The sequence below is a fragment of the uncultured Cytophaga sp. genome (assembly GCF_937863595.1).
In the GTDB taxonomy this organism is placed as follows: Bacteria; Bacteroidota; Bacteroidia; order Cytophagales; family Cytophagaceae; genus Cytophaga.
On the sequence record NZ_CALMGQ010000080.1, the window covers coordinates 1 to 25,721 of the forward strand.

Consider the following 25,721-nt stretch of genomic DNA (forward strand, 5'->3'; position numbering starts at 1 on the left):
TGATTACCCATTATATAAAAAGACCGACATCATATGATGTCGGTCTTTTTATATAATGGGTAATCACCTAATACAATCTAACTTACTTTGCACTTGGTGGTGGCAATTGATTCAATATTTTTTGTGCCATTTCTGGAACGTTATCACTTACAATTTGATATACATAACAATTATTAGAATTGTAATGAACCTTAAATTTATCACCTGCTATTTGCTTACCATTTGCATCAAAAATTGAATAGTGCACAACAAATGTACGTTCGTAATTTAAGGCTGCACGGTCTAAGCAATGCTGATAATTTGTTTTAACTTCAAATTGATTGATGAAGATATAATAATCGATGCTGTATTTCTCGTCAAAATAATTAAAGAAATCGGGGTTGCGAACCGCTACACCAAAGTACTTGCCATTATCTGCTGGTGTACTATATTCCGAAGGCACATCGTTATTTGTACCCGTTATTGTACCAACCGAATTTTTAACCCAACTTCCTTTTTTAGTACTTTTATTGGTAGTAGCAGCAGATGCCTGAGCAGTTTGTGATTCAATAGAATTTGGATTTTTCAGCGTTGCTTGATAATTATAACTCACCGAAGAATAAATTTTATTTAAATCCGTTAATGAATCATTATTTTTACCACCTAACAAATGTATGGTTTCGTAACCTGGTGCAATCAATAAGGTATTTAACCTACGTCTAAATATTTCACGAACTTTTGTACGCTGCATGTTTGATTTTGCAGCAATCTCATCATCAGCGTCTGAGAAGTACAAATAGGGATCAAAGGGAATAACCAATATTTGTTTGCGTGAAGAGTCGTATGTATACGGAGTACCTAAATCGTTGAATGGTGGTGCAAAGCTACCAACTGTTGACAATACTGGTTGATCTGTATTTACAACAGGTGAGTTGGTTATAGGTATTTTTGTTTCTGTTGGTTTTGTTTCCGTTGGTTTTGTTTCCGTTGGCTTTGTTTCTGTTGGTTTATTATTTGTTGTGTTTGTATTTGTGTTTGTGTTTGGAACAGCAGGTTTTATTGTTGTGGTATTTGTGTTTGTAGATGAATTATCATAGCCAATCACAATTTCTTGTCCCGCTTTCAAATCCATATTATTCATCTTTAGCAATTGCTCTACCGAAGTATTGTATTTTTTAGCTATGCCATAATACGTATCTCCTGGTTGTACTTTATATACTTGTGCATTAGCAGGGGTCGTCCTTACAGGCTTCGCCATTGTTGATGGATTGTATGGAATATTAATAACCTGCCCTACTTTTAATCCGTTTTCAATCTCAGGATTGATTTCAAACAAATCTGTTAACGAAACGCCATATTTAGTAGATATTCCATAAATGGTTTCTCCCGGAGAAATTAAATATTGAATGTGAAGTTTGTTATTCAATTTTGTTACGCCAATTGAATCTTGAATACCTGCATAGCTCATTACTGAGATCAATGCAAATAACATAGGGAGAAGACCTTTTTTCAACATCATATAATACTACGGTTAATTAAAATAAATTTCGAATGACATCATTTGAAATTGCAAACAACATCAATGACAACAATATAAGCATACCTATTTTTTGTGCATTTTCTAAGAATTTATCAGAAGGCTTTCTGCCTGAAATAATTTCGTACAGTAAAAACATCACATGTCCGCCATCCAATGCTGGTATAGGAAGCAAATTCATAAACGCCAATACCATGGATAAAGTTGCCGTCAAACTCCAGAAATGTGACCAAACCCATTCGCCACCATAGGCATTCCCAATAGACAAGAAACTACCAACTGAATTAGAAGCTTTTAATTCGCCTTTAAATATTTTAGAGAACGCTTTTATTTGGTCGGTAATAACTTTTATAGAATTTGATATTCCTTTAGGAATAGATTCGATAAATGAATACTGATGCGTATAGGCCTGCATGACACGAACGGACTCTAATTGAATTCCCATCATACCAGAGCTATCAATTTGTATGTTTAATGTATCAATTTGATTGTTGCGAAGAATACATACAGGTACTTTCTCATTTTTATGATTACCCAATTCATTTTTTAAAATATGAAAATAAGGAACCGAAACTGAATTGATAGATAGAATTGAATCGCCTTTTATCAAACCTGCATCCGCAGCATTACCTCCTTTTAAAACATCTGCCACTTTATAGCCAGAGACAGGACTAATAAAGCCTGCAGCATCTTTTTCAGCCAACTTGTCCAACAAGGTGCTTGGGATATTCACGACTTTTTCTTCCCCATTTCGAACAATCGTTATTGAACTATTATCATTCAATAAAGCATCAAATACTTCTGAAAAATATACAATATCTTTTCCGTTAACAGCCTTAATTTTATCGCCTGTTTGCAAACCAATTTCTTGTGCAATGGGGTGTGCTACAATGCCAAATTTATTAAACTCTTCAATTTTAATATCCGACTCACCTACTGTCGAGAGTAATCCTATATTTATTATAAAAGCGACAAGGACGTTTACAATTACACCACCCAACATCACAATTAAGCGTTGCCATGCAGGCTTACTTCTAAACTCCCAAGGCTGTGGTTCTGTTTTCAAGGATTCAGTATCCAGTGATTCGTCCACCATGCCGGAGATTTTAACAAAACCTCCCAATGGGATAGCTCCTACAGAATATTCTGTTTCACCTTTTTTGAATCCAAATAGTTTAGGAGGGAAACCAATTGAAAATTTTTCAACGCGCATGCCAAAGAATTTGGCGGTAAGCATATGTCCTAATTCGTGTACTCCTACTAAAATGGACAAGCCAAATATTAATTGGGTTGCCTTAATTAACAATTCCATGGATGTGGTATTCGTTTTTTTATTTAATTTTTACTTTTGAAAACGTACGTGCTAACATACGTGTTTCTTTATCAGATTGAATATAATCATCTAATGTCGGTAAAGCAAGATACGGTATCTTAACCATACATTCAGCAATCAAATCAGGCATTTCAAGAAAGGTGATTTCATCCTTTAGAAACTTCTCTACAGCAATCTCATTAGCAGCATTTAATATACATGGCATATTCCCTCCTTTTCTTAATGCTTCATACGCTAAGGATAAATTTTGAAACGTTTCAAAATCGGGTTTTTCAAAAGTCAAAGAAGGATATTGCAAAAAATCAAAGCGGGGGTAATTCGAAACCAAACGTTCTGGAAAACCCAAAGCATATTGTATGGGCAATTTCATATCTGGCAAACCCATTTGTGCTTTAATGGAACCATCTTCAAATTGAACCATTGAATGAATGATAGACTGTGGATGGACAACGACATCAATCTGATCTGCAGTTAACCCAAACAACCATTTTGCTTCAATAACCTCCAATCCTTTATTCATCATAGATGCCGAATCAATGGTAATTTTAGCACCCATGCTCCAATTGGGATGTTTTAAGGCCTGTGCTTTTGTTACTGAAATTAATTCGTCTCGTTTTTTACTTCTAAACGGTCCGCCTGATGCGGTCAATATAACTTTTTCAATGGCATTCATCCCCTCGCCTGGCAAACATTGAAAAATAGCCGAATGTTCCGAATCTACTGGCAATATGGCTACTTTATGTTTTTGAGCTAATTCCGTTATAATATCACCCGCAACTACGAGCGTTTCCTTATTAGCTAATGCAATATGTTTCCCTGCTTTTATGGCATGTATCGTAGGCAGCAAGCCCGCATAGCCAACCATTGCAGTTACCACAATATCAATGGATTCCATTTCTACTACGGAAACCAAAGACTTTGCGCCACAATATACTTTGATGTGTAATGGATCTAATGCATTTTTTACTTTTCCGTAAAGCGCTTCATTACCGATTACTACTACATTTGGCTTAAATTCAACTGCTTGCTGAATCAACAAGTCAGCATTATTTTCTGCAGTCAATACTTCTACAACAAATCGATCTTTATTTGCGCGAATAACTTCGAGTGTTTGTGTACCGATAGAACCAGTAGAACCGAGCAAGGCAATATATTTTTTATTTTCTTCTTTCATTACTGATTAGTTAAAAATCGCATCTACAAATTTTCTATCGTTTGATAATCGTGGTGATTTATTTTGACCTCCCAACTTACCCATTTTCCTCATTCCCTCAATAAATGCGCCCTTTGGTACAGGTGTTACTTTCAATGGACGTAAAATATTCCCCACAATTAAATCTTTATAATAAATATTTCTACGAACCATTTCTACATCTAAGTCACTTGCAAATTGACTAAAATTAGTTGGTTCATCAATAAATTCAATAAACCACTCGTGGTATGGAAGTCCGTCTGCTGGTGCTACTTGTGGTGCTACGGTAAACTCAGAGATAGAAACTTCTGGATGTTTAGCCAACGTTTCTTTCATTGATTGCTCTACTTCTTCTCCAATAACATGCTCTCCAAAGGCAGATATAAAATGCTTTACCCTGCCTGTTACAACAATGCGATATGGATTTTTTGAAACAAATTTAACAGTGTCTCCAATCGAATACGCAAACAAGCCTGCATCTGTACTCATGATGAGTGCGTAATTCACGCCCAACTCCACTTCGCCGATGGTCAAACGTATTTGATCTGCTGAGCCATATGTATCAACAGGTATAAATTCATAAAAGACCCCACTATTTAACAACAACAATAAACCTGCATTGTTTGGTTGATCCTGAAATGCAATAAACCCTTCTGAGGCTGGGTATGTTTCAATCGTATCAATCTCTTTTCCGATGCTATTCATGAGTTTTTTTCGATAAGGTTCGAAATTAACTCCACCATAAACCAATAAGGAAAAAGACCTAAAAACATCTTTCATTTTTTTCCCTGTTCGTGTTTCAATTCGATCGAAATACATCTGCACCCAAGGTGGAATGCCACTAATAAGTGACATGGGCTGTTCAATTGTTTCAGCTACAATTTGATCTAATTTCTGCTCCCAATCTTCGATGCAATTTGTATCAAAACAAGGTAATTGATTTCCACGCAAATAGCTTGGAACATGGTGATTGACAATACCCGATAACCGACCAATAAAAATTCCATTCTTTTTTTCCATTACAGGACTGCCTGATAAAAAAATCATTTTCAAATCTAAAAAATCAGATTTGCCGGTATGGTACACGTAATTTAATAAGGCATCTTTTGCACCATTAATATGATGAGATATAGATGCTTTTGTAATGGGTATGTATTTGACTCCAGATGTAGTACCAGATGTTTTAGCAAAATAAATGGGCAAGCCTGGCCAGAGAATATTTTTATCTCCTCTTTTAATATCTTCAATATAGCTATGAAAACCTTCATATTCCCTAATAGGTACATTTCTGCAATAATCTGCATGTGTCTGTATAGACATAAATTTATGATCTATACCAAACTTCGTCTTTTTTGCAGAAGTTAATAAATAGTTAAATACCTGTTGCTGAGTTTCAACTGGTCGAGAAGACCAGTTAGTTTGTTTATCAACAACCCAACGCGCAAGAAGCTTACTTAGTAGTGAACGAATTCCCATAATATGAGTAAGCAAGTTAAAAAAATATAACTAAATAATGTCTTATAACAATAGAATCGCAAATATCTTAAATTTCTACGTATTCAATCATAAATAAGTACTAAATTTACCCTTTAATACACATCAAAATAATTCAATTTTCATAATCACCGTTTAGCTAAAGAAGCGAATTACAATTATACTTCACAGAATTCTACATAAGCCCTAGAAGCACTCTTTTTAATCATTAAAATGAAATTAATTTACTCAAAGCCTTTTATTTTTTTTATACTTTGGATCTGTTTATTATTATTCACATTTAATAGACACATAAGAAGAGACCCCTACGGCTATACCAGTGAAATTTATGCTGATAAAGCAGGCTATTATGTGTATCTACCAGCAACATTTATTTACAATTGGCAAGGAAATAACATCCCAGATAAGATAGCAAAAAACCCAGGGATGGCATTTGAGAATATAGACAACTATATCTATACAAAATACCCTATGGGTGTGGCTGTAATGATGTCTCCATTCTGGCTCATAAATCATTATTTTATCGCCAATCCAAATGATGGATTTTCATTTTCATATACGATGATATCTTCCGTGGCATCTACTTTTTATGTATTATTAGGACTCTTTATTAGTTTCGCGTGCTTCAAAAAATACACATCCCCAATACAAGCACTAATAATTACCGTTACCCTTTTTGCTTCTACTAACTTATTTTATTATACGACTCTTGAAAATGGAATGTCGCATAGCTTTTCTTTTTTTTGGTTCTCCCTATTATTATTTGTGATGATTGACATCAAACAAAGATCTTATATTGTAACCTATAAAGACATATTGTTAATTGGAACAACAATTGGTTTTATCGCATTAATTAGGCCTATCAATTGTATATTTTGCCTGCCATACTTTCTGATTTTGATCATTCAAAATCCCAATGCGATTACCACAATTAAAGAACTATTTTTCACAACAAAAAGCATATTCTTATATCTTATACCCATAATTATCATTAGTCCTCAAGTCATCTACTATAAAATTATTTCTACAATAAGACTTCCCTATGGACATGAAGGATTTCCTTATTTAATGAACCCTCGAATTTTGAAAGTTCTATTTGCGCCCAATAATGGACTTTTTCTTTATACCCCTATTGCGTTATTTATACTTTTATTCATATTCATAAATAGAAAAAAATCACCATTTACAATACCGATCTATGTATTATTCGGTTTGGTTATATATACCTATGCTTCATGGTGGAGTACTGAACTTGGATGTGCTTTTGGACATAGAAGTATGGTTGAATTTTATACAATTATTTTTTTACCTTTAGCGTATATTGAACTCTCCAAAAAAATGAAATTTATAGTTGGAAGTATTGCGATCCTAAGCATCCTATACAACTTAAAACTTTCACTATCTTATGATATTTGCTTTATGGGCTCTTATTATTGGGATTGGGATACTTACTTAACTTTATTATTTTCAAATATCAAATAAAAATATGGCTAACCAAACACTTTCTATTGTCATTCCAGCATACAATGAAGAACGTACCATTCATTTAATTTTGAATAAAGTCCTTGCGGTTACTTTAAGAGATAATATTCAAAAAGAAATCATTTTGGTAAATGATTGTTCAAAAGACGGCACAAAAAATGCAATAGAACAATATATTGCAGCGCATTCTACTGAAAACATTGTTCTCTATAATCATGAAGTGAATAAAGGTAAAGGTGCAGCTTTACATACGGGTATAAAAAAAGCATCTGGAGATTACATAATCATTCAAGATGCCGATCTTGAATATGATCCGAAAGAATATAATGTGTTATTGCAACCTTTATTAGATGGATTTGCAGATGTTGTATATGGCTCACGTTTCATTGGAGGGAAACCACACCGCATTTTATTTTTCTGGCATACAATAGGCAATAAAATGCTTACTATGGCAAGCAATTTATTTACCAATTTAAATTTGACAGATATGGAAACGTGTTATAAGTTATTTAAATCAGAAATAATACAGCCCATTAAATTACAAGAAGAACGTTTTGGATTTGAACCAGAAGTTACTGCACGCGTTTCTCAAATACCTAACATTCGAATTTATGAAGTAGGAATTTCTTACTATGGAAGAACGTATGAAGAAGGCAAAAAGATAGGAATGAAAGATGCATTTAGAGCATTATATTGTATTATTAAATATAATATATTTAAATAATGAACGTACCTACCTTCTCGTTTAAAGAAATTGATCAAGAAGGCATTGAAACACTTTCTGTGATTGCACATGCAGATAAGCTCAACACTTGGTTTTTGATACAATTAAACCATTTTGTTCTGGAAAAATACTAGAAATCGGATCTGGCATTGGAAATATATCTCAATTTTACATCAAAAATAATTTCGATATAAAACGTTCTGACTTACGCGAAATTCATTTAAAAATACTAACGAATAGGTTTCCTGAGTTTAATCCATTAATTTTTTTTTGCTTGATTTGGCAGATCAAAATTTTGATGCGTTGCATAAAGAAAAATTTGAAAGCTTTGATACAATCTTTGCATTGAACGTTGTAGAACATATTTCTGAAGATCGGCAGACAATAACAAACTGTTAAAAGGAGGCAAGCTCATTATTCTTGTTCCTGCATATCAAACTCTTTACAATAGATTTGACAATGAACTAGAACACTATCGCAGATACAATCAAAGATATTTAAGTACATTGTTTAATACAGCTAATTTCAAAATAATACACAAAAAATATTTTAATGCAGTCGGTATTTTAGGTTGGTATATTTCGGGAAAATTATTGAAAAACAAATTGATTCCTAAAGGTCAATTGAAATTTTACAATTTTCTAGTCCCCCTTTTTAAAGCTTTTGATAAGCTTGTTTGTAATAAAATAGGACTATCCGTAATGACTGTCGGGACAAAAGAATAAATCATGATATACTTAAAGAAATCATTAAATAGGTGTATTCTAAACAACTTGTAGTTATTAATTCTAGCACAATGCATAACCAACAGCAGGTTCTTATATAATAATTATTAATAGCGCAGAGGTAGAATTCTACATGGTAGTAATTTCCGTTTATATAGATTTACTTTTCAGACAACATAGCAACTAGTATCATTTCAAATTTTCCTAACATGTGAGAATTGATTGAGCTAAGTAATAACGTAGTTCGATACCTATTGTGACTCAAAATGACAGAATTTATTGATAGAGATTAATATCATCCCGCTAATTTATCTCTACTGAATACATTTACTTTAAAAAATGCATTTTATTTATTTTTTCAAAATTTATTTTTAATTTGAATCTAAAATAATCAAATACTATATGAAACGTCTTTATTTATTAGTGCTTGCAACACTCGCAGGCTTCATTGGCGCGAGCATATTCAACGTGATATTCGTGCCTACCACAAATGCTGTAAAAGCTATCCCTGAAACTACGTTACCGGCCATCCCCATTTATCCTGCTAATTTAATGAATACAGGCATGAGCGATTTTACCTATGCTTCTGCAATAAGTACACCAAGCGTTGTGTATATCACAACCGTTTCTGCCAGTCAAAATAATAACAATTGGTTTGACTGGTATTTTAATGGAAGTGGAAATAACTTTGTTGCAGGTTCTGGATCCGGTGTCATTTTTTCGAAAGACGGCTACATCATTACAAATAACCATGTAATTCAACGAGCTGAGAAAATAGAAGTTGTACATAATAAAATCACCTATCAAGCAAAAGTAATTGGTACTGACCCGTCTTCAGATTTGGCGGTATTAAAAATTGAAGCAGAAAATTTACCTGCCGTAACAATTGGAAATTCATCAAGCCTTAAAATTGGTGAATGGGTTTTAGCTGTAGGCAATCCATTCAATCTGAACTCAACAGTAACCGCTGGTATTGTTTCTGCAAAAGGACGAAATATAAATATTGTAAACAGTAGTTTTCCTATCGAATCGTTTATTCAAACAGATGCAGCCATCAATCCAGGTAATTCAGGTGGTGCATTGGTAAATTTAAAAGGAGAATTAATTGGAATCAACACGGCCATATTATCTAAGACAGGAAGCTATACAGGTTATGGATTCTCTGTACCGGTTGACATCGTTAAAAAAGTTGTTGCAGATTTAATTAAATATGGAGTCGTTCAAAAAGCATTTATTGGCGCTGAAGTAAGTGAAATTAATTCTAGCATTGCCGAACAGTTAGCCCTTACAAGTTTAGAAGGGACATATATAAATTATTTGCAAAATGGCGGTGCTGCGAACAAAGCGGGCTTAGCCAAAAATGATGTCATTATAAAAATAGACGATAAAAGTATCGATTCGAGAAGCGATTTTGATGAGTATGTTGCCTATAAATCTCCTGGTGATAACGTAATCGTAAGCTATAAACGCAATAATACAATAAAAACGACTACCGTAACTCTTACAAATGAAGAAGGGACCAATACAATTGTAAAACACGAAGTATACGCATCAAAAACTTTAGGTGCTGATTTTAGCACAATTTCAAAAGTTGAAAAAGAGAAGCTAGGTTTACAAAGTGGCGTACGCATTATAACTGTACGTAATGGCCTTATAAGTAGGCTCGGACTACAAGAAGGCTTTATTATTACATCAATCAACAGGGTACCTGTAAGTGAACCCAGCGAGGTTGCGCGTATTCTAGAGAACATTAGAGGTCAAGTAATCATTGAAGGTATTACAACCAACGGATCAAAGTCAATTTATCAATATTACTTTTAGTCCTACTTCTTATTATTGTTTGAACAAACAGATTAAATAAAAAGGATGTTGAACAAATTCAACATCCTTTTTTTGTGGGCATAAAAAAACCGGCATGGCGTCCGGTTTTCAAATTAGAGGATTTATCTCTGACAATTTAAAATTAAGCAGATTTGATTTTTATTTTTTTAATCAAATCCTGCATAGTAGCTCTAAATTTCTTATCGGTATCCATTAAATCACTCACAGAAGTCAAGGCATGTATTACCGTACTGTGATCTCTTCCACCAAAATGATTTCCGATAGATTTTAATGACATATTTGTATATTCCTTTGCAAAATACATAGCAACCTGACGAGCAATAACGATTTCTCTTTTGCGCGTTTTATCTTTCATCTGCTCAATTGTAACTGCGAAGTATTCAGAAACAAATTTTTGAATATAGTCGATGTTTACTTCAGTTTCTACATTCTGAACAATGTTCTGAATGATTTGTTTTGCTAATTCAAGATCAATTTTACGACCACTAAGTGTATGTTGAGCAATTAATGAATTTACAACACCTTCCAGATCACGCATATTCGTATCAACACTATATGCTAAATAATCGATCACTTCTGGTGAAAGTTCAATACCTTCAAATTGCATCTTTTTGCAAATGATTGCATTACGCGTTTCGTAATCTGGCACTTGTAAATCAGCACTCAAACCCCATTTAAAACGAGATAACAAACGTTCTTGTAATCCTTTAATATCTTTAGGCGCACAATCACTTGTTATGATGATTTGCTTACCTGATTGGTGTAAATGATTGAATATATGAAAGAAAATTTCCTGAGTTTTTTCTTTCCCTGAAAGGAATTGTACATCATCTAAAATCAAAACATCTAAACCCAAGAATTGGTTTGTAAATTCTTGTGATTGATTATTCTTCATTGATTCAATGAACTGACTCAAAAAACGCTCAGAAGGTACGTATAACACCTTTTTATCTGCGTAGTTTTTCTTGATTTGGTTACCAATAGCTTGTACTAAGTGTGTTTTACCCAAACCTACATTACCATATACTAATAATGGGTTAAAAGAAGTAACACCCGGCTTGTTTGCAACAGCCATACCCGCAGAGCGAGCTAGTTTGTTGCAATCTCCTTCTATAAAGGTATCAAACGTATAAGCTGCATTCAATTGAGAGTCTAACGGTTGACTTGAAATAGACACATCAATTTTAACATCTTTAGATACCCCAGGATTAACAGATCTAGAAATAATACTTCCTTTATGTAAGATTGAACCTTGAGATTTACGATTTGCATCCGTCTTATCCACCAGAATTTGGTATTCTAATCTTCCTTCTGACCCTAATTGTTCATCAATCGCTTTTCTAAGTACATGAACATAATGCTCTTCCAGCCATTCATAAAAAAACTGACTTGGAACCTGTATTGTTAAGACATTGTTTACTAACATTAATGGTTCAATTGGTTCAAACCATGTTTTAAAACTTTGGTCTCCAACACATTGTCTGATATATTCCAAACAACTGTTCCAAACTGACTTACAGTCTTTTACATCAATCATATCTAAGGGTGTTTAAAAATTTTATACCCACTTTTTTTAGCGGATGACAAAGATGTGAAAAAATATTTTACCAAAAAATTGTTATTAACACTTGTCTTTTTCACTTGTCAGAGCACCACTAATTTAACAATTCCGAAACATTAAAGTTCTTTAAATAAACATAAATATTCTTCATATTATACAACAGTTTAACATATGTTAATAACTATGTTATAAAGTAAAATTTTAGTGTAAAACAATTTATACTCTATGTAATAATATCTATTGACAATATCACTTTTTGTCCAGTATGTGTGGAAAAATACAAACATGGAATTTTTAAAAGAATTAATTCAACTATTTATATTAATTAAACTATTACTTAAGCAAACATGAAAAATTTATCTATGTAGTAGTTATAAGTAAGTGTACACTATTTGGGATCTTGAAATAAAATTGAACTATCGCCATAACTTAAAAAGCGATAATCATATTCCATAGCAAACGTATATATGCGTTTCATTTCTTCAATACCAATAAAAGATGCAACCAAACAAAGTAAGGTGCTTTTAGGTTGATGGAAATTTGTAATAAGCGCCTTACACATTTTAAACGTGTAGCCTGGTTTAATAAGTAGAGATGTACGTGCCTCAAAAGTCGAACGACCATGCTTATTTAAAAAATCTAAAATGGTCTTCAAGGAATCTTCAACAGATATCGGTACTAGAGAATACGCATCCCATTGATCAAGTTCTGGCAAAGCCGTATTAAAATCGGAATCTCGTTTTAGCTTACAGCCCAACCAATATAGTGTTTCCAAGGTACGCATGGATGTCGTTCCCACAGGAATAATACATTTATCTTGTAGTTGTTCCTTTACATACGATATAAATTCTTTTGTAACACTAATATATTCACCATGCATGGCATGTTCTGTTAAACTATTGGTCTTGACAGGTTTAAAGGTACCTGCTCCAACATGAAGTGTAACCTCTTTTAATATAACACCTCTTTGTTGCAAGGATGATAATACTGCATCTGTAAAATGCAAGCCAGCAGTTGGTGCTGCAACGGAGCCTTCATGTTTTGCATAAACCGTTTGGTAACGTTCTTTATCACTTTCTTCCGTTTTACGTTTCATGTATGGCGGGAGGGGTAAGTCGCCAAGCGATGAGAAAATTTCTGAAAAGGATAAATCAGAATGATTCCAAGAAAATTCAATGATATAATAATCTTCTTTTCGATCGATTTGTTTCGCACTAAAGACAAGATTCTGTCCCGACTCCATAGTTACGCGGCGTTCTATAATGGGCTGCTTCCAACGTTTTGCATTCCCCACAAAGCATTTCCAAACAACTCCCTCTTTTGAGCTCATACTCTCAGCGGGGCCACCTTCAGCAGGCTCTAAGCTAAACACCTCTATTTGTGCACCTGTATCGGTATGAAATAAAAAACGAGCTTGTACAACTCGTGTATTATTAAAAACCAATAATGCATTTTCTGGAACGGTTTCAACAATCGTTTTGAATGTGCTATCAATAATGGTTTTATTTTTATATATCAATAATTTAGATGCATCTCTATTTGCCAATGGATATTCTGCAATACGATTCAAAGGTAAATCGTAATCATAGGTATCAATCAAATTTGTATCGTACATATTCATAATGAAATTGAAAAGCCATCCACAAGTATTGGTGAATGGCTTTTCAATTGGTATATTTTAATATTAGTTATTTATTCGTTCTTCAAATATCTGCATAAGTTCAGGCGTCATGCCTGTAGAGGAAAATCCTCCATCATGCATTAAATTTTGCATGGTTACTTTACGCGTCAAATCTGAAAACATCATAATGGTATAGTCCGCACAATCGTCTGCACTTGCGTTACCAAGCGGCGACATCATATTTGCAAAATCATAAAATGCTCCAAACCCAGCTATTCCTTTACCCGCAGTTGTTTTGGTTGGTGATTGCGATATCGTGTTTACACGTACATTTTTCAACTTTGCAAAACGTGCACCATATCCTCTTGCGATAGACTCTAAGGTAGACTTCGCATCTGCCATATCAGTATAATCTGGAAACGAGCGCTGCGCAGCAACATAGGATAGCGCTACTATCGAACCAAATTCATTCATAGCGTCTTTCTTTTCTGCAACATGCATGATTTTATGAAAGGATAAGGCAGAAACATCCAATGTTTTCAAAAACCAATCGTAGTTCAAGTCGCCATATTCTTTTCCTTTTCGAATGTTTGGACTCATACCTATAGAATGCAGAATAAAGTCAATTTTACCACCTAAAAGTTCCGTCGATTTATTAAATAAATTCTCCAGTTCTTCTATTGAAGTCGCATCAGCAGGAATAACAGTAGCATTACATTTACTTGCCAATGTATTTATCTCACCCATGCGCATTGCTATCGGTGCATTTGTTAATGTAAAGGTTGCGCCTTCTTCATAGGCACGTTCAGCAACTTTCCAAGCTATTGAATTTGCATCTAATGCTCCAAAAATAATTCCTCTCTTGCCTTTTAATAAATTGTAAGCCATAACTGATTTATATGTGTGTTTGATTTTATTTTACTCCTGCAAGCATTTCTTTCGCATTTTGTATTGCTATTTCGGTAGGTTTATCTCCACCAATCATCTTAGCAACTTCTTCAATACGCTCTTTCGTATTCAATTCTTTCATTCTACTGATAGAGCGCTCACCACTGGTATCCTTATAAACAAAATAATGTTTATCTCCCATACCTGCAATCTGCGGCAAATGGGTAATAACCATCACTTGATGACGTGTTGCCATTTTACGAATCATCTTACCCATTTGAATAGAAACTTCTCCAGAAATACCTGTATCGATTTCATCAAAAATAATTGTAGGCAAAGCAACTTTATCTGCTAACATATATTTTATTGCCAACATCAAACGTGAAAACTCACCGCCGGAGGCTACTTGCTTTAACTCTCCAGGTGTTACACCCTTATTGGCTGAGAATAATATTTGGATTTTATCAATACCATTCATGCTTGGCTCGTCCTCTTTAATGGTGATTTGGACGCGAGCATCTGGCATAGATAATTCACTTAATAAAGATTTAACCTGCTCTTCAAATTTAGGTGCCGCTTGTTTTCTTTCACCAGAAAGAATTTTACCAGCCAGCAATACTTCTTTATAATATACAGACTCTTGTTTCTCTAAATCTTCAACTTCGTTTACCAACATATCTGTTGAAAGCACCTTGCCACCCAATTCTTCTTTCAACTGAATCAACTCCGCAACGGTTTGTACACGGTGTTTTTTCAATAAGGTATTTAATATATTTAAGCGCGTTTCTAGTGGCTCAATTAACTGTGGATTGTATTCAACAATTAACGATTCACTTTCCAACTCTGCTTCAATATCTTTTAATTCAATACAAATAGATTGCATCCGCCCAGCGAGCAATTCGTATGCAACCGACCACTTTTTAATGGTTTGAAGTTGTTTACTACTTTGTTGCAATATGGGCAAGACACTTTGATCCGTTTGATTAAAGGAATTTAAAATTGTCTCTAATTTCTGCTTGATATCTTCTGCGTGCTCCATTTTTTTGAGCGCCGCTTCTTTATCCTCCAACTCACCAAGCATCAAACTCGCTTCTTCAAGCTCCGAATGTATGAACTGATTGTAATCGGATTGCAATTGTAATTCCTTTAATACACTTCTTTTATCTTTTAATTCTTGCTGTGTTTCTTTTAATCTTTTAAATGAAAGTTGATACTTTTTTAGAGAGGATTGACTCGATGCAAAAGCATCTAATAAGGATAGTTGATACGTAGTGCTTCCTAACAGTAACGTGTCATGTTGTGAATGCACATCCATTAAGTAACTACCCAATTGCTTCAATACATCTAAGGTAACAGGAGTATCATTCACAAATGCCCGTGATTTACCAAGATTTGATATTTCTCTTCGGATAATACATGAATCAAAATAGTCTAAATCATTCGACTCAAAAATCTGCTCTAATTGATACGTAGCAATTTGAAATGTGCCTTCTATAATACATTTCCCACTTGCATTCAATAAAACTTTAGTATCGGCCCGATTACCTAATAAAAGCCCTAAGGCGCCCAGCATGATGGATTTCCCTGCACCTGTTTCGCCCGTTACAATATTAAAATTTGAAGACGGAACCAGATCCAGATCTTCTATTAAAGAATAATTTTTTATACTTAATTGCTGCAGCATCTATTTAAAAAGTTGTAACCTCGTCTGTAATTATTTCCATAATCTCTGCAATTTTAAAAACGTGCTTAACATTCCTAAAATCCTTAAAACTGAATTCATCTCCATTTGTCGATACCATTATTCCATGATATGAAGATCCGTTTTGCAGGACAATACTTACTTCCATTTCTATTAGAGTTGGAAGTATCTCTGCTATCATAGATCCTTTGTACCGATTTAAACGTTTCCCCATTTTACGTCAATTGCTATTTAGTAATTGTTGAATATCGTTCTGTATTCAATGCGTCGAGTTCTCTCAACAAATTAAAAGCTTGAGTTTTTAATTCCGCATTTTTAGAATCTTTAAATATGTTAATTAGCTCGTCCCGTTTTGACAAGAAAAATGTTCGTAATAAAATAGAATAAGGAACGAGTTTGTTTACTTCCTTTATCGTCTTTAATACCTCTATAATTTTTAAACGTTCTTTATCGGGGTCTTTTAGATAATTATCCAATACCTCTCTATGATAAATGTAAAATTGATTTCTAAATGGAAGTAACAATTGACTATTTAAATTATAAATTAATGCATATCGATTATTTGGATCACCACTCGTTGCCCAACCACCACCGGCTTGAACTGCATTATTTGCTATGGTATTTGCTTTTTCAATAAACGGTTGCCCACCTAATTTACTAAAACTATCATAATCCACTGCTAAAATAATATTGGCATAAAACGCTAACATGGAAGACAAATCGGTAGTAAACATATTATCATTATAGATAATTGGTTGCCCCATATTTAAATCAAAATTAAAATTCTTATCAAAAAAGTTAAGAGTGATTGATTCGTAACTTGTACCATATACAGGACGTGTAGCCTGCACTTGAAGTGTTGCGGTATATGAAGCATTTGCGGAATTACCGCTTGTTAACATAATAGAAAAATTGCAACGGATTTTTTCTTCCGTTAAGTATTCGTCATTAGACCATTTACGATCGTTCAAAAAACGTGAAATGGTTTGTTTCATATCCGTTACAACAGATGTTTGAATATTGGGAATTTGAGTAGCATCAATCGTTACATTCGCCATTAATTCTTGTCCATGAGAATGAATGGAAATGAACACCAATAAAAAAGCGAATAAATGAGTTAAGGTTCTTTTCATAATTCATGAATGAAGTTTAAAATTTCCTTCGCAATAATTTCTTTTGTCTGCAATGCAGATGAGTACGGCTTATTTTTCTTTGAATAAATGGTGACCTTATTGGTATCTGTAGCAAAGCCAGCTCCTATATCGTTCATTGAATTCAAAATAATTGCATCTAAATTCTTAGACACTAGCTTTTTTAATGCGTTTGCTTCTTCATTATTTGTTTCAAGCGCAAACCCTATAAATCTTTGTTGTGCTTTTTTATTTGCTCCACATGATGCAGCAATATCGGGGTTCTTTTTTAAAGAAATTGTGAAGGTGTCTTCTGACTTTTTTATTTTAATATCAGAAACAATCTCGGGAGTGTAATCTGCAACGGCTGCTGCAAATATGACAATATCCTGCTCATCAACGATGTTTTTTACAGCATCATACATTTGAACTCCAGAAACAACTTTTTTTATTTCAATACCTAAAGGAAGCGTAGAAAACAATGCGTCACTTATTGGACCACATACAAGTGTAATATTAGCTCCCATCTTCCATGCATGTATAGCTAAAGCAATTCCCATTTTACCAGTTGAGTGATTACCAATAAAACGAACGGGATCTATTGCTTCGTATGTAGGACCAGCTGTTATCAGAATTTTCTGATTTAAAAAAGGTGCTTTTTCTCCCACAAGCGATTGCAATACTGCAATAATATTTTCAGGTTCTGCTAATCTACCTTGTCCAATTAATCCACTAGCCAACTCTCCACTTTCAGCATCAATTAACACAACTCCATTTTGCTGTAATTTCACTAGATTTTCTTGCGTTGAAAAATGTTTATACATATCTAAATCCATTGCAGGACAAAGATAGACGGGACATTTAGCAGAAAAATAGCAGGCTAAAACTAAATTATCGCAAATGCCATGCGCCATTTTACCGATGGTATTTTCTGAAGCGGGAGCAATTAATATTAAATCAGCCCATAGAGCCAATTCAACATGATTATTCCATTCCCCTGCATCCCCTTCGGTAAATGCATGTAAAACTGGATTCTCAGATAAGGTAGAAAGTGTAAGTGGGGTTATAAAACCAAGAGCAGAAGGCGTCATAATAACACGCACTTCTGCTCCTTGTTTTTTTAAAAGTCTAACTATTATCGCGGACTTGTAAGCAGCAATACTTCCGCAAACTGCCAACAGAATTTTCTGCCCACGTAATGTCATATATCCTTTATTACTTTTCGTCTTCTTTTCTAGGCGTTGCAGAAGCAATACCAGTATGACGGAACATGATTTTATCTTCTAAGAATTCTTCCGTAGCCAACGTAGATGGTTTTGGCATTCTTTCGTAATATTTAGAAATTTCAATTTGTTCGCGGTTTTCAAATATCTCTTCTAAGTTGTCTTCTTTAGATGCAAACTCAGCTAATTTTGAATTTAATTCTTCTTTAATCTTGATAGAAATTTGTCTAGCTCTTCTAGAAATTACCACAAGAGATTCATAAATATTGCCAGTTTTTTCAGCGAGTTTATCGTTATCTCTGGTTATTAAGTTTGCGGATACAATTGGTGCTTTCACTTTATATATTTGTTTTATGAATGTACTTATTTAGATTTTAATTCTTCTAATACTTCGAGCGATTTATCGTAGTACTCAATAGAAGCTTTTTTGTAATTATTATCTGGGAATTTATCATTCAATAGTTGATAATATTCTATAGCCTTATAATAACGATCTATTTGTATTTGTCCCTGAATACTATTTTTCGCCAAATGATATTGCGCCTCAAATCGTGTAAAGTAAGACGTTTCTAAGTAAGGCGAAGTTGGGTAATCTTTAATAAAATTAGTTATAGCAACTACCGCTGATTTATAATTACTTACTTTATGATACATCATCGAATGTTCGAATGCTTTTTGCATTAGCTTTCCGTTCAACTCTGTATAAATCGTTTCACATTCTTTTAAATAAGTCGTATTTGGATAACGCGTAGAAAACACCGTTAGTGCCTTTAAACATTCATACGTACTCTGCTGATCTAAATTATAATCTGCAGAACTCTTATAAAGAGAATATACATGCATATACATGGTTTCTTCAACTAATTTACTTCGCGGATAGGTTAAATAGAAATCCTTGAAATAAAACGCACTCATAACATACTGCTTTTGTTTGAAGTAGTTATTAGCTAAATAGTATAATGCTGTTTCAGCTTCTGCCTTTCCTCTTAATAAAGGAGAAACGTCTTCAAGTAATGAACCTGCTTTATAGTTTTCGTCTTCATTATAATATTCTATTGCTCTAGACAGTTTTTCTTCAGGTGTACCGTTTTTTTGTAAACGACTAAAATCACTACATGCGGAAAGCATTGTAATGATTAAGAAACAAACTGAAAACGCGGATATTCTATTCAAAGGCATAGCTTGCAAATATACAAAATGATTTTTGTTATTACAATTCAAATTTGATTGACTAATATACTGATTATAAATTAGTTCCAATCACAGTTTGTCTAGTTGGTCGTTCTTTCGAGTTCCATTTAAATCCTTTTAACTTAGTATCAGCTGGTTCTATTTTTTGAGGAGGTATAAATTCGGCACTCGGCTTTGTTACATAAGTTATGGTACTCAGTTTATCCTTTTCAAATAATACCACAATTGATCCTCCAATTGCCTTATTTAAACCAATCATTTTTTTATCTTCCTCTAAGGCATGATAGATACTTTCGGCATTGCCTTCAACCAATATTTTCTGAATGTGATTGTTCGCAAAAGAAACAGTTATTTCACGCCCTTTTATTTGATTGAAATTCTTTAGAGTGTCTTGGGAAACTACAAATGCATTTACGTGCATGTACATTTTATCCATTTTACCATTTTTTTGCACCATCCAAATAGAATCTGCAACCAATTGATTTTTGCCATTCCATAATATTGGATTTCGAAATAAATAAATTGTTGAATCATAAAAGTCATATACCAAAGAATCACACGTTGCTTGCATATCATTTCTATAAAGTTGAACATGATAAAATGCTTTCAACTGCTTCACTTTATTAATGGTATCGTTAATGGATATCAGAGTATCGGCTTTTAAAAACAACGTGTCTTTACCTGCTACTTGATACATAAGCGGATTTCCACTTACAATTGAATATCCTTTGGATCCTGAATAGTTTGCCTTTTGTCCTAAAACAGTAATACTATCTTTTTTATTTTCAATCATTACATTACCTGTAACAATACCCAACTTCGTTTTTTCATCGTAATCGATTTTATTTCCCGAGATTTTATTGTCGCCAGAAAAAACCTGAGCTTTCCCTCCAAAATACATCACAGATGTTTGAGTGTTGTATGAACCTTCATTTGAAACAATACTTCCGTCCTTAGTAGTAATTGTTGTGGGCCCTCTAAATGTTGCAATTTTTGTCAAAGCACTATACTGAAGCGTATCGGCATCTAACAAAAAACCCTGACCTGGATTTGTAATATGTACCTCTTTTTTAAATGTAAATATTTTTGAACTGGTGCTATACATACCAATTTTACTCGTTAAAATATTTCCTTTATCACTTATGTTTGCGCCTGAAGAATAACTCACCGTTTTAAGTTGACGATCATAATTTAAGAGGTTCGTTTTTAAAATAGTCTGTTTATCCACCAATATAACATTGCCAATTGCTTTTGCTTTCTTCGTGTTGCCGTCATACTCTAATTTAGAGCAGTTAAGCGTTAACGTATCACCTTGCACCATACGCACACGTCCAAAAGCCTCTATGTAATTTGTTTTAGCATATTGAAAGGCTGAATCGCAATACAAGTACATGGCACCTTGTTTAAAAATGACATTGTCTTTTAATTTTACATACGATTCTTTCCCTTCATGCCCTTCTAAGGCACCTGCTTGAACCAATTCAACTTTCTCTTCTTCAGACTGAGCGTAGGAAGTTATACCATTAAATAAACTTAATAGTATAACCCCAACAATACTTATTTTTCGAAACATGGACTTAATCATAATTACAAAAATAATTAAATTGTATATTGTAACCTATGTTGCACGAATTGCGCCAATTTATTTCAGAGAAACAACTTTTTTCTCAAAATGATACGGTTTTACTTACGGTAAGTGGTGGGATCGACTCAATTGTGCTTTTCGATCTGTTTTTAAAAGCAAAAATCACTTTTTCAGTAGCACATTGTAATTTTTGTTTGCGAGGCGATGAATCCGATAAAGATGAACAATTCGTTTCCGATTTAGCACACCAACATGGCATACCGTTTCACGTCAAACGGTTCGATACCAATAACTTTGCTTCAGAAAACATGCAATCCACGCAGATGGCTGCGCGAGAATTACGATACGCCTGGTTTCATGAACTAAGCACAACCTTCCAGTATAAGTACATTGCAACAGCACATCATTTAAATGACGTCATAGAAACGAGCCTAATTAATTTAAGTCGAGGAACGGGTATTGCTGGCCTACATGGCATTCCAGAAAAAAATGGCAATATAATTCGTCCTTTATTATTTGCTAGCAGAGATGCCATCAAAACATATGTAGAACAGAATAAGCTACTATGGAGAGAAGATCGTTCCAATGCGGAAGAAAAGTATGCTCGAAATCTAATTAGACACCAAGTTGTACCAGCATTAAAAAAACTAAATCCGAATCTAGAAGAAACGTTTCGTCAAAATACAGAGCGTTTAAAAGGTACAGAGCAATTATTTAAGTTTCATATTGAACAATATAGGAAACAGCTGCTTGTGCCTACAACAGAAGGGTTTTCAATATCCATAGAAGAATTAGAAGATACGCCTTCGCCACTTACTATTTTATCAGAACTGTTATTGCCTTTTGGATTTATTTTTTCTGCCATTCAACATATTTATAAAAACAAAGAACAGGCTGCAGGCGCATATTATTATTCTGCACAACATCTATTACAAAAAGATAGAGCCCATTGGTTTATTTTCCCTATTGAAAAAGCCGTTGATTTTAAATGTGAAGTAACAGAACAGGATACACAAATCGATTTACCGTTTGGATATTTGACTATTACAACCATAAAACGCGATGATTTTAATGGCTTTAACCAGCCAAAAATTGTTGCATATATAGACAAAGATTTATTGAATTGGCCTCTTCTTATTCGGAATTGGGAAAATGGTGACAAATTCTCACCTTTTGGTATGCAAGGAATTAAAAAGATAAGCGACTATTTGAATGAGTTGAAAATCCCTAAGTACTTGAAGAAAAAAACGATACTATTAACAAGTAATAATAAAATCGCATGGATTATTGGTTATAGAACTTCAGAAATATTTAAAATAACGAATACTACAAAAGAGATTGTAGTATTTACGCTTACCCCCTTTCAAAAGGAATAGTAAGACATTTATTTTAGAACGTACTATTTCAATATTTTTCATTAATTTGTAGACATAAATTCACGAACTCAAAAAAAATATAAATTATGAAAGTAACAGTAGTTGGTGCTGGTAATGTAGGTGCAACGTGCGCAGACGTATTAGCATACAGAGAAATTGTAAACGAAGTAATTCTACTTGACATTAAAGAAGGTGTAGCTGAAGGCAAGGCGTTGGATATTTGGCAGAAAGCGCCAATTACGCAATACGACACAAAAACAACAGGTGTTACAAACGATTATTCTAAAACTGCTAACTCTGATGTAGTAGTTATTACTTCAGGTTTACCACGTAAGCCAGGTATGACACGTGATGATTTGATTTCTACAAATGCAGGAATTGTAAAATCCGTAACTGAAAGCGTTGTTAAATATTCTCCAAATGCGATTTTAATCATTGTGTCCAATCCGTTGGATGTAATGACATATTGTGCACACATCACATCAAAATTCCCAAGAAACAGAGTTATTGGTATGGCTGGTGTACTTGACACGGCTCGTTACCGTGCATTTTTAGCAGACGAAATTGGTTGTTCTCCAAAAGAAATCCAAGGTATGTTATTAGGCGGTCATGGTGATACAATGGTGCCACTTCCTCGTTATACTACTGTTGGTGGTATTCCTGTAACGGAATTAGTAGCTCCAGAAAAATTAAGTGCAATCATCGAACGTACAAAAAATGGTGGTGGTGAATTAGTGAAATTAATGGGTACTTCTGCTTGGTATGCTCCAGGTGCTGCTGCTGCTCAAATGGTTGAAGCGATTGTAAAAGACCAGAAAAAAATCATTCCTGTTTGCATCAAATTAGAAGGCGAATACGGAATCAATGATTGTTACTTAGGCGTACCTGCTATCATAGGTAAAAATGGTATTGAAAAAGTAATTGAGTTGAAATTGAATGCAGAAGAAAAAGCATTGATGGAAACTTCAAGAAAAGCTGTTAAAGAGGTAATGAGCGTATTGGACGGCTTAACGAAAGCTTAATTTACTTTACCTTCATTATATAATAAAAAACCCGTCTCATAAATTATGAGACGGGTTTAATTTTTAATAGGGTTAGTTAAAATAACCTATTCTTGAATGATGATTTTTTCGGATACAACTCCTTTGTCCGTATACAGTTTTACAAGTAACAAACCTTTTAATGATGTAGCGAATTGAGTGGTGGTAAACTCTTCTGTTTGCCCAGCAATATTGCTAACAACAATTTTATTTACAATAACATTGTTCGCTTTCACTTGCATGTTACCATCCTTAGATGGGTTTGGAAACAAACTTAAACCAATGTCTGAGGCCTTGGTTATACTAGTTGTAATATTAGACAAGTTATATGTGATGCTACCCACATACATACCTGCAGTAGAATTGCCTACTGAATTACTTTTGATGCTCATTGAAACAGTTTTGTTTGACCCATTGGTCGCAACTGATGACAAAGTGATTGTAAATGTTTTAGAACCATTGGGTTCTATTGTTGATGATGAAATTCCTGTTTCATCAATTGTAAAATCAGAAGCACCTGTACCTGAAAGCCCTATATATTTGCCATCTATTGTCTCTAAAATTAATGGATCTGTTGAAGATGTATTGTTTATAGTAATTGTTATTGGTAAATAATCACTTAAATTAAGTGTTATTGGACCAAGCGAAGCTGCATTATATACAGTTCCGTTATCAATTTCTTGAGTTATGCCAGCTACGGTTGCAGATACTCCAATTTCAGGCTCGGGAATACCAGACAAATTATACGTGATGCTACCCGCATATACACCATCTGTAGAATTTCCTTCTGAATTACTTTTGATGCTTATTGATACTGTTTTGTTCGGACCATTTGTTGCAGTAGAAGATAAACTGATTGTAAATGTTTTAGAACCTTTTGGAGCTATCGTCGATGATGTAATTCCTGTTTCATTAATTATAAAATCTGAAGCTCCTGTACCTGAAAGCACCACATATTTTCCAGCAACTGCTTCTAATTCTAATGGATCTGTTGCAGATGTATTTTTTATAGTAACTGTTAATGGTAAATAATCTTTTAAATTAAGTGTTACTGGCCCCAACGAAGCCGCATTAAACACTGAACCATTAGCAATTGGCTGAGCAACTCCCGCCACAGTTGCAGAGACTTCAATAGTTTGCGCATTAACAATTAAGCTTGCAACAACACCTAGAATTAGTAAAGTAATTTTTTGTATACGTATTTTCATATATTTCATATTATTAAGGTTAGATTATTTATAAAACACTCTGTTTAAATTATAATGTCAGTTTTTTATCTGTTTAACTTCAGCTTATTTCATCAGAATATACATCGTTCGCTTTTTATCCGTAGCAGTTTCGTAATTAATTTCATCTACACGAGTAAACCCAGCTTTCTCCGCATACATTTTCATTTCAGAACTTAGGGGAATGTAACATTCTATTTCGCCAAAATCTGTAGTTAATTTTATGCGCTGCTGATCCAGATGATCCGCAATGGTTTGAGTGCCAATTCTAGGAATATCAATAAATACTTTACCTTTGGGACTCAAAATTCCATGAATGTGTTTAATAACAGCCGCTTGCTCCTCTACGGAGAAATCAATAATTCCAGACCACATCCATAAAGCGGTATCAATAGTATGTTTAGAATTAAAGGCATAAATATCGCCTTCAATTATTTCAATTGTATTTGAATATTTTTTCCGTAAATGTTCGCATAGAACCGCGCTTTGCTCTATTGCGCAAATTTCGCCTTCGTGTTTCTTATCTATTAAAAAATCAAGACAACGTCCGTAGCCTGCTCCAATTTCGATAATATTTTCATTGGATTGTATATATCTATATGCAATCTCTAAATCAACAAAGGTATTAAACCCACCTGTTTGAGCCAAAGACTGAAAGGTATCTAAGCCAATTTGATTGTAAAAATTAAAATTTTTCTCGTTAATTTTTTCCATAATACCTCGATTTCGAATTTTACAATTGCATGCTTATTAACCCAACGCTATTAACGAAAATGTCTATGCAAATTGTATGCTAGAAACAAATAGATTTAATTGAAAGGTGGATTCTAATCATAAATGCAACACCCCTCCATTTTCAATCGTTTTCGA

Annotated in this window: 22 protein-coding genes; 6 read left to right on the forward strand and 16 right to left on the reverse strand. The window is 33.8% G+C overall.

The window, feature by feature from the left end:
- Nucleotides 1-82 precede the first annotated feature (82 nt).
- From Q0543_RS07195 to Q0543_RS07210, 4 genes are read right to left on the reverse strand one after another with little or no spacing between them, the layout of a single operon-like run.
- The gene (locus tag Q0543_RS07195; RefSeq protein WP_299250816.1) at nt 83-1,498 is read right to left on the reverse strand and encodes a LysM peptidoglycan-binding domain-containing protein; all 1,416 of its coding nucleotides are present in this window, start codon (nt 1,496-1,498) and stop codon (nt 83-85) included.
- A 16-nt stretch (nt 1,499-1,514) separates the two neighbouring features.
- On the reverse strand, nt 1,515-2,828 hold the full coding sequence (gene rseP, locus Q0543_RS07200; protein WP_299250818.1) for an RIP metalloprotease RseP: 1,314 nt from the start codon (nt 2,826-2,828) through the stop codon (nt 1,515-1,517).
- 19 nt (nt 2,829-2,847) lie between these two features.
- On the reverse strand, nt 2,848-4,023 hold the full coding sequence (locus tag Q0543_RS07205) for a 1-deoxy-D-xylulose-5-phosphate reductoisomerase (RefSeq protein ID WP_299250820.1): 1,176 nt from the start codon (nt 4,021-4,023) through the stop codon (nt 2,848-2,850).
- Between the two features lie 6 nt (nt 4,024-4,029).
- Nucleotides 4,030-5,517 carry a GH3 auxin-responsive promoter family protein gene (locus Q0543_RS07210; RefSeq protein WP_299250822.1) on the reverse strand — a complete coding sequence of 496 codons (1,488 nt, stop codon included), beginning with the start codon at nt 5,515-5,517 and terminating at the stop codon, nt 4,030-4,032.
- 231 nt (nt 5,518-5,748) lie between these two features.
- Here Q0543_RS07210 and Q0543_RS07215 point away from each other — a divergent pair, with 231 nt between their 5' ends.
- The 4 genes from Q0543_RS07215 to Q0543_RS07230 all read left to right on the forward strand — a co-directional run bounded on the left by Q0543_RS07215 (nt 5,749) and on the right by Q0543_RS07230 (nt 10,287).
- On the forward strand, nt 5,749-7,017 hold the full coding sequence (locus tag Q0543_RS07215) for a hypothetical protein (RefSeq protein WP_299250824.1): 1,269 nt from the start codon (nt 5,749-5,751) through the stop codon (nt 7,015-7,017).
- 4 nt (nt 7,018-7,021) lie between these two features.
- Nucleotides 7,022-7,741 carry a glycosyltransferase family 2 protein gene (locus tag Q0543_RS07220; RefSeq protein ID WP_299250826.1) on the forward strand — a complete coding sequence of 240 codons (720 nt, stop codon included), beginning with the start codon at nt 7,022-7,024 and terminating at the stop codon, nt 7,739-7,741.
- Complete coding sequence (locus Q0543_RS07225; RefSeq protein ID WP_299250828.1) at nt 7,741-7,875, forward strand: hypothetical protein; 135 nt, start codon at nt 7,741-7,743, stop codon at nt 7,873-7,875. The genes Q0543_RS07220 and Q0543_RS07225 overlap by 1 nt, the downstream gene beginning before the upstream one ends.
- A gap of 993 nt (nt 7,876-8,868) precedes the next feature.
- Nucleotides 8,869-10,287: a trypsin-like peptidase domain-containing protein gene (locus Q0543_RS07230; protein ID WP_299250829.1), complete on the forward strand. Its 1,419-nt coding sequence runs from the start codon at nt 8,869-8,871 to the stop codon at nt 10,285-10,287.
- Between the two features lie 142 nt (nt 10,288-10,429).
- On the opposite strand, the gene dnaA is transcribed toward Q0543_RS07230, so the two are convergent.
- From dnaA to Q0543_RS07280, 10 genes are all read right to left on the reverse strand, one after another.
- Nucleotides 10,430-11,845 (reverse strand): chromosomal replication initiator protein DnaA, encoded by a 1,416-nt coding sequence (gene dnaA, locus Q0543_RS07235; protein WP_299250831.1) that lies wholly within the window; start codon nt 11,843-11,845, stop codon nt 10,430-10,432.
- A 412-nt stretch (nt 11,846-12,257) separates the two neighbouring features.
- Nucleotides 12,258-13,484, reverse strand: a complete 1,227-nt coding sequence (locus Q0543_RS07240) for an S-adenosylmethionine:tRNA ribosyltransferase-isomerase (RefSeq protein ID WP_299250833.1) — start codon at nt 13,482-13,484, stop codon at nt 12,258-12,260.
- Nucleotides 13,485-13,553: 69 nt separating this feature from the next.
- Nucleotides 13,554-14,378: an SDR family oxidoreductase gene (locus Q0543_RS07245; RefSeq protein WP_299250834.1), complete on the reverse strand. Its 825-nt coding sequence runs from the start codon at nt 14,376-14,378 to the stop codon at nt 13,554-13,556.
- A 25-nt stretch (nt 14,379-14,403) separates the two neighbouring features.
- Nucleotides 14,404-16,062 carry a DNA repair protein RecN gene (gene recN / locus Q0543_RS07250; protein WP_299250836.1) on the reverse strand — a complete coding sequence of 553 codons (1,659 nt, stop codon included), beginning with the start codon at nt 16,060-16,062 and terminating at the stop codon, nt 14,404-14,406.
- A gap of 4 nt (nt 16,063-16,066) precedes the next feature.
- The gene (locus Q0543_RS07255; protein ID WP_299250838.1) at nt 16,067-16,294 is read right to left on the reverse strand and encodes a hypothetical protein; all 228 of its coding nucleotides are present in this window, start codon (nt 16,292-16,294) and stop codon (nt 16,067-16,069) included.
- A gap of 13 nt (nt 16,295-16,307) precedes the next feature.
- The gene (locus tag Q0543_RS07260; RefSeq protein WP_299250840.1) at nt 16,308-17,213 is read right to left on the reverse strand and encodes a DUF4835 family protein; all 906 of its coding nucleotides are present in this window, start codon (nt 17,211-17,213) and stop codon (nt 16,308-16,310) included.
- A complete protein-coding gene (gene coaBC / locus Q0543_RS07265) occupies nt 17,210-18,415 on the reverse strand; it encodes a bifunctional phosphopantothenoylcysteine decarboxylase/phosphopantothenate--cysteine ligase CoaBC (protein ID WP_299250842.1) in 1,206 nt (401 codons plus the stop codon). The genes Q0543_RS07260 and coaBC overlap by 4 nt, the downstream gene beginning before the upstream one ends.
- 10 nt (nt 18,416-18,425) lie before the next feature.
- Complete coding sequence (locus tag Q0543_RS07270) at nt 18,426-18,770, reverse strand: DNA-directed RNA polymerase subunit omega (RefSeq protein WP_299250844.1); 345 nt, start codon at nt 18,768-18,770, stop codon at nt 18,426-18,428.
- Between the two features lie 26 nt (nt 18,771-18,796).
- Nucleotides 18,797-19,606: an outer membrane protein assembly factor BamD gene (bamD, locus tag Q0543_RS07275; RefSeq protein ID WP_299250846.1), complete on the reverse strand. Its 810-nt coding sequence runs from the start codon at nt 19,604-19,606 to the stop codon at nt 18,797-18,799.
- A gap of 70 nt (nt 19,607-19,676) precedes the next feature.
- Entirely contained in the window at nt 19,677-21,197 is a 1,521-nt protein-coding gene (locus Q0543_RS07280) for an OstA-like protein (protein ID WP_299250848.1), read from the reverse strand.
- 47 nt (nt 21,198-21,244) lie between these two features.
- Here Q0543_RS07280 and tilS point away from each other — a divergent pair, with 47 nt between their 5' ends.
- Nucleotides 21,245-22,585, forward strand: a complete 1,341-nt coding sequence (tilS, locus tag Q0543_RS07285; protein WP_299250850.1) for a tRNA lysidine(34) synthetase TilS — start codon at nt 21,245-21,247, stop codon at nt 22,583-22,585.
- 86 nt (nt 22,586-22,671) lie between these two features.
- Nucleotides 22,672-23,607: a malate dehydrogenase gene (gene mdh, locus Q0543_RS07290; protein ID WP_299250852.1), complete on the forward strand. Its 936-nt coding sequence runs from the start codon at nt 22,672-22,674 to the stop codon at nt 23,605-23,607.
- An 86-nt stretch (nt 23,608-23,693) separates the two neighbouring features.
- On the opposite strand, the gene Q0543_RS07295 is transcribed toward mdh, so the two are convergent.
- Nucleotides 23,694-24,833, reverse strand: a complete 1,140-nt coding sequence (locus Q0543_RS07295) for a T9SS type A sorting domain-containing protein (RefSeq protein WP_299250854.1) — start codon at nt 24,831-24,833, stop codon at nt 23,694-23,696.
- An 84-nt stretch (nt 24,834-24,917) separates the two neighbouring features.
- Entirely contained in the window at nt 24,918-25,565 is a 648-nt protein-coding gene (locus tag Q0543_RS07300) for a class I SAM-dependent methyltransferase (RefSeq protein ID WP_299250855.1), read from the reverse strand.
- Between the last annotated feature and the right edge of the window lie 156 nt (nt 25,566-25,721).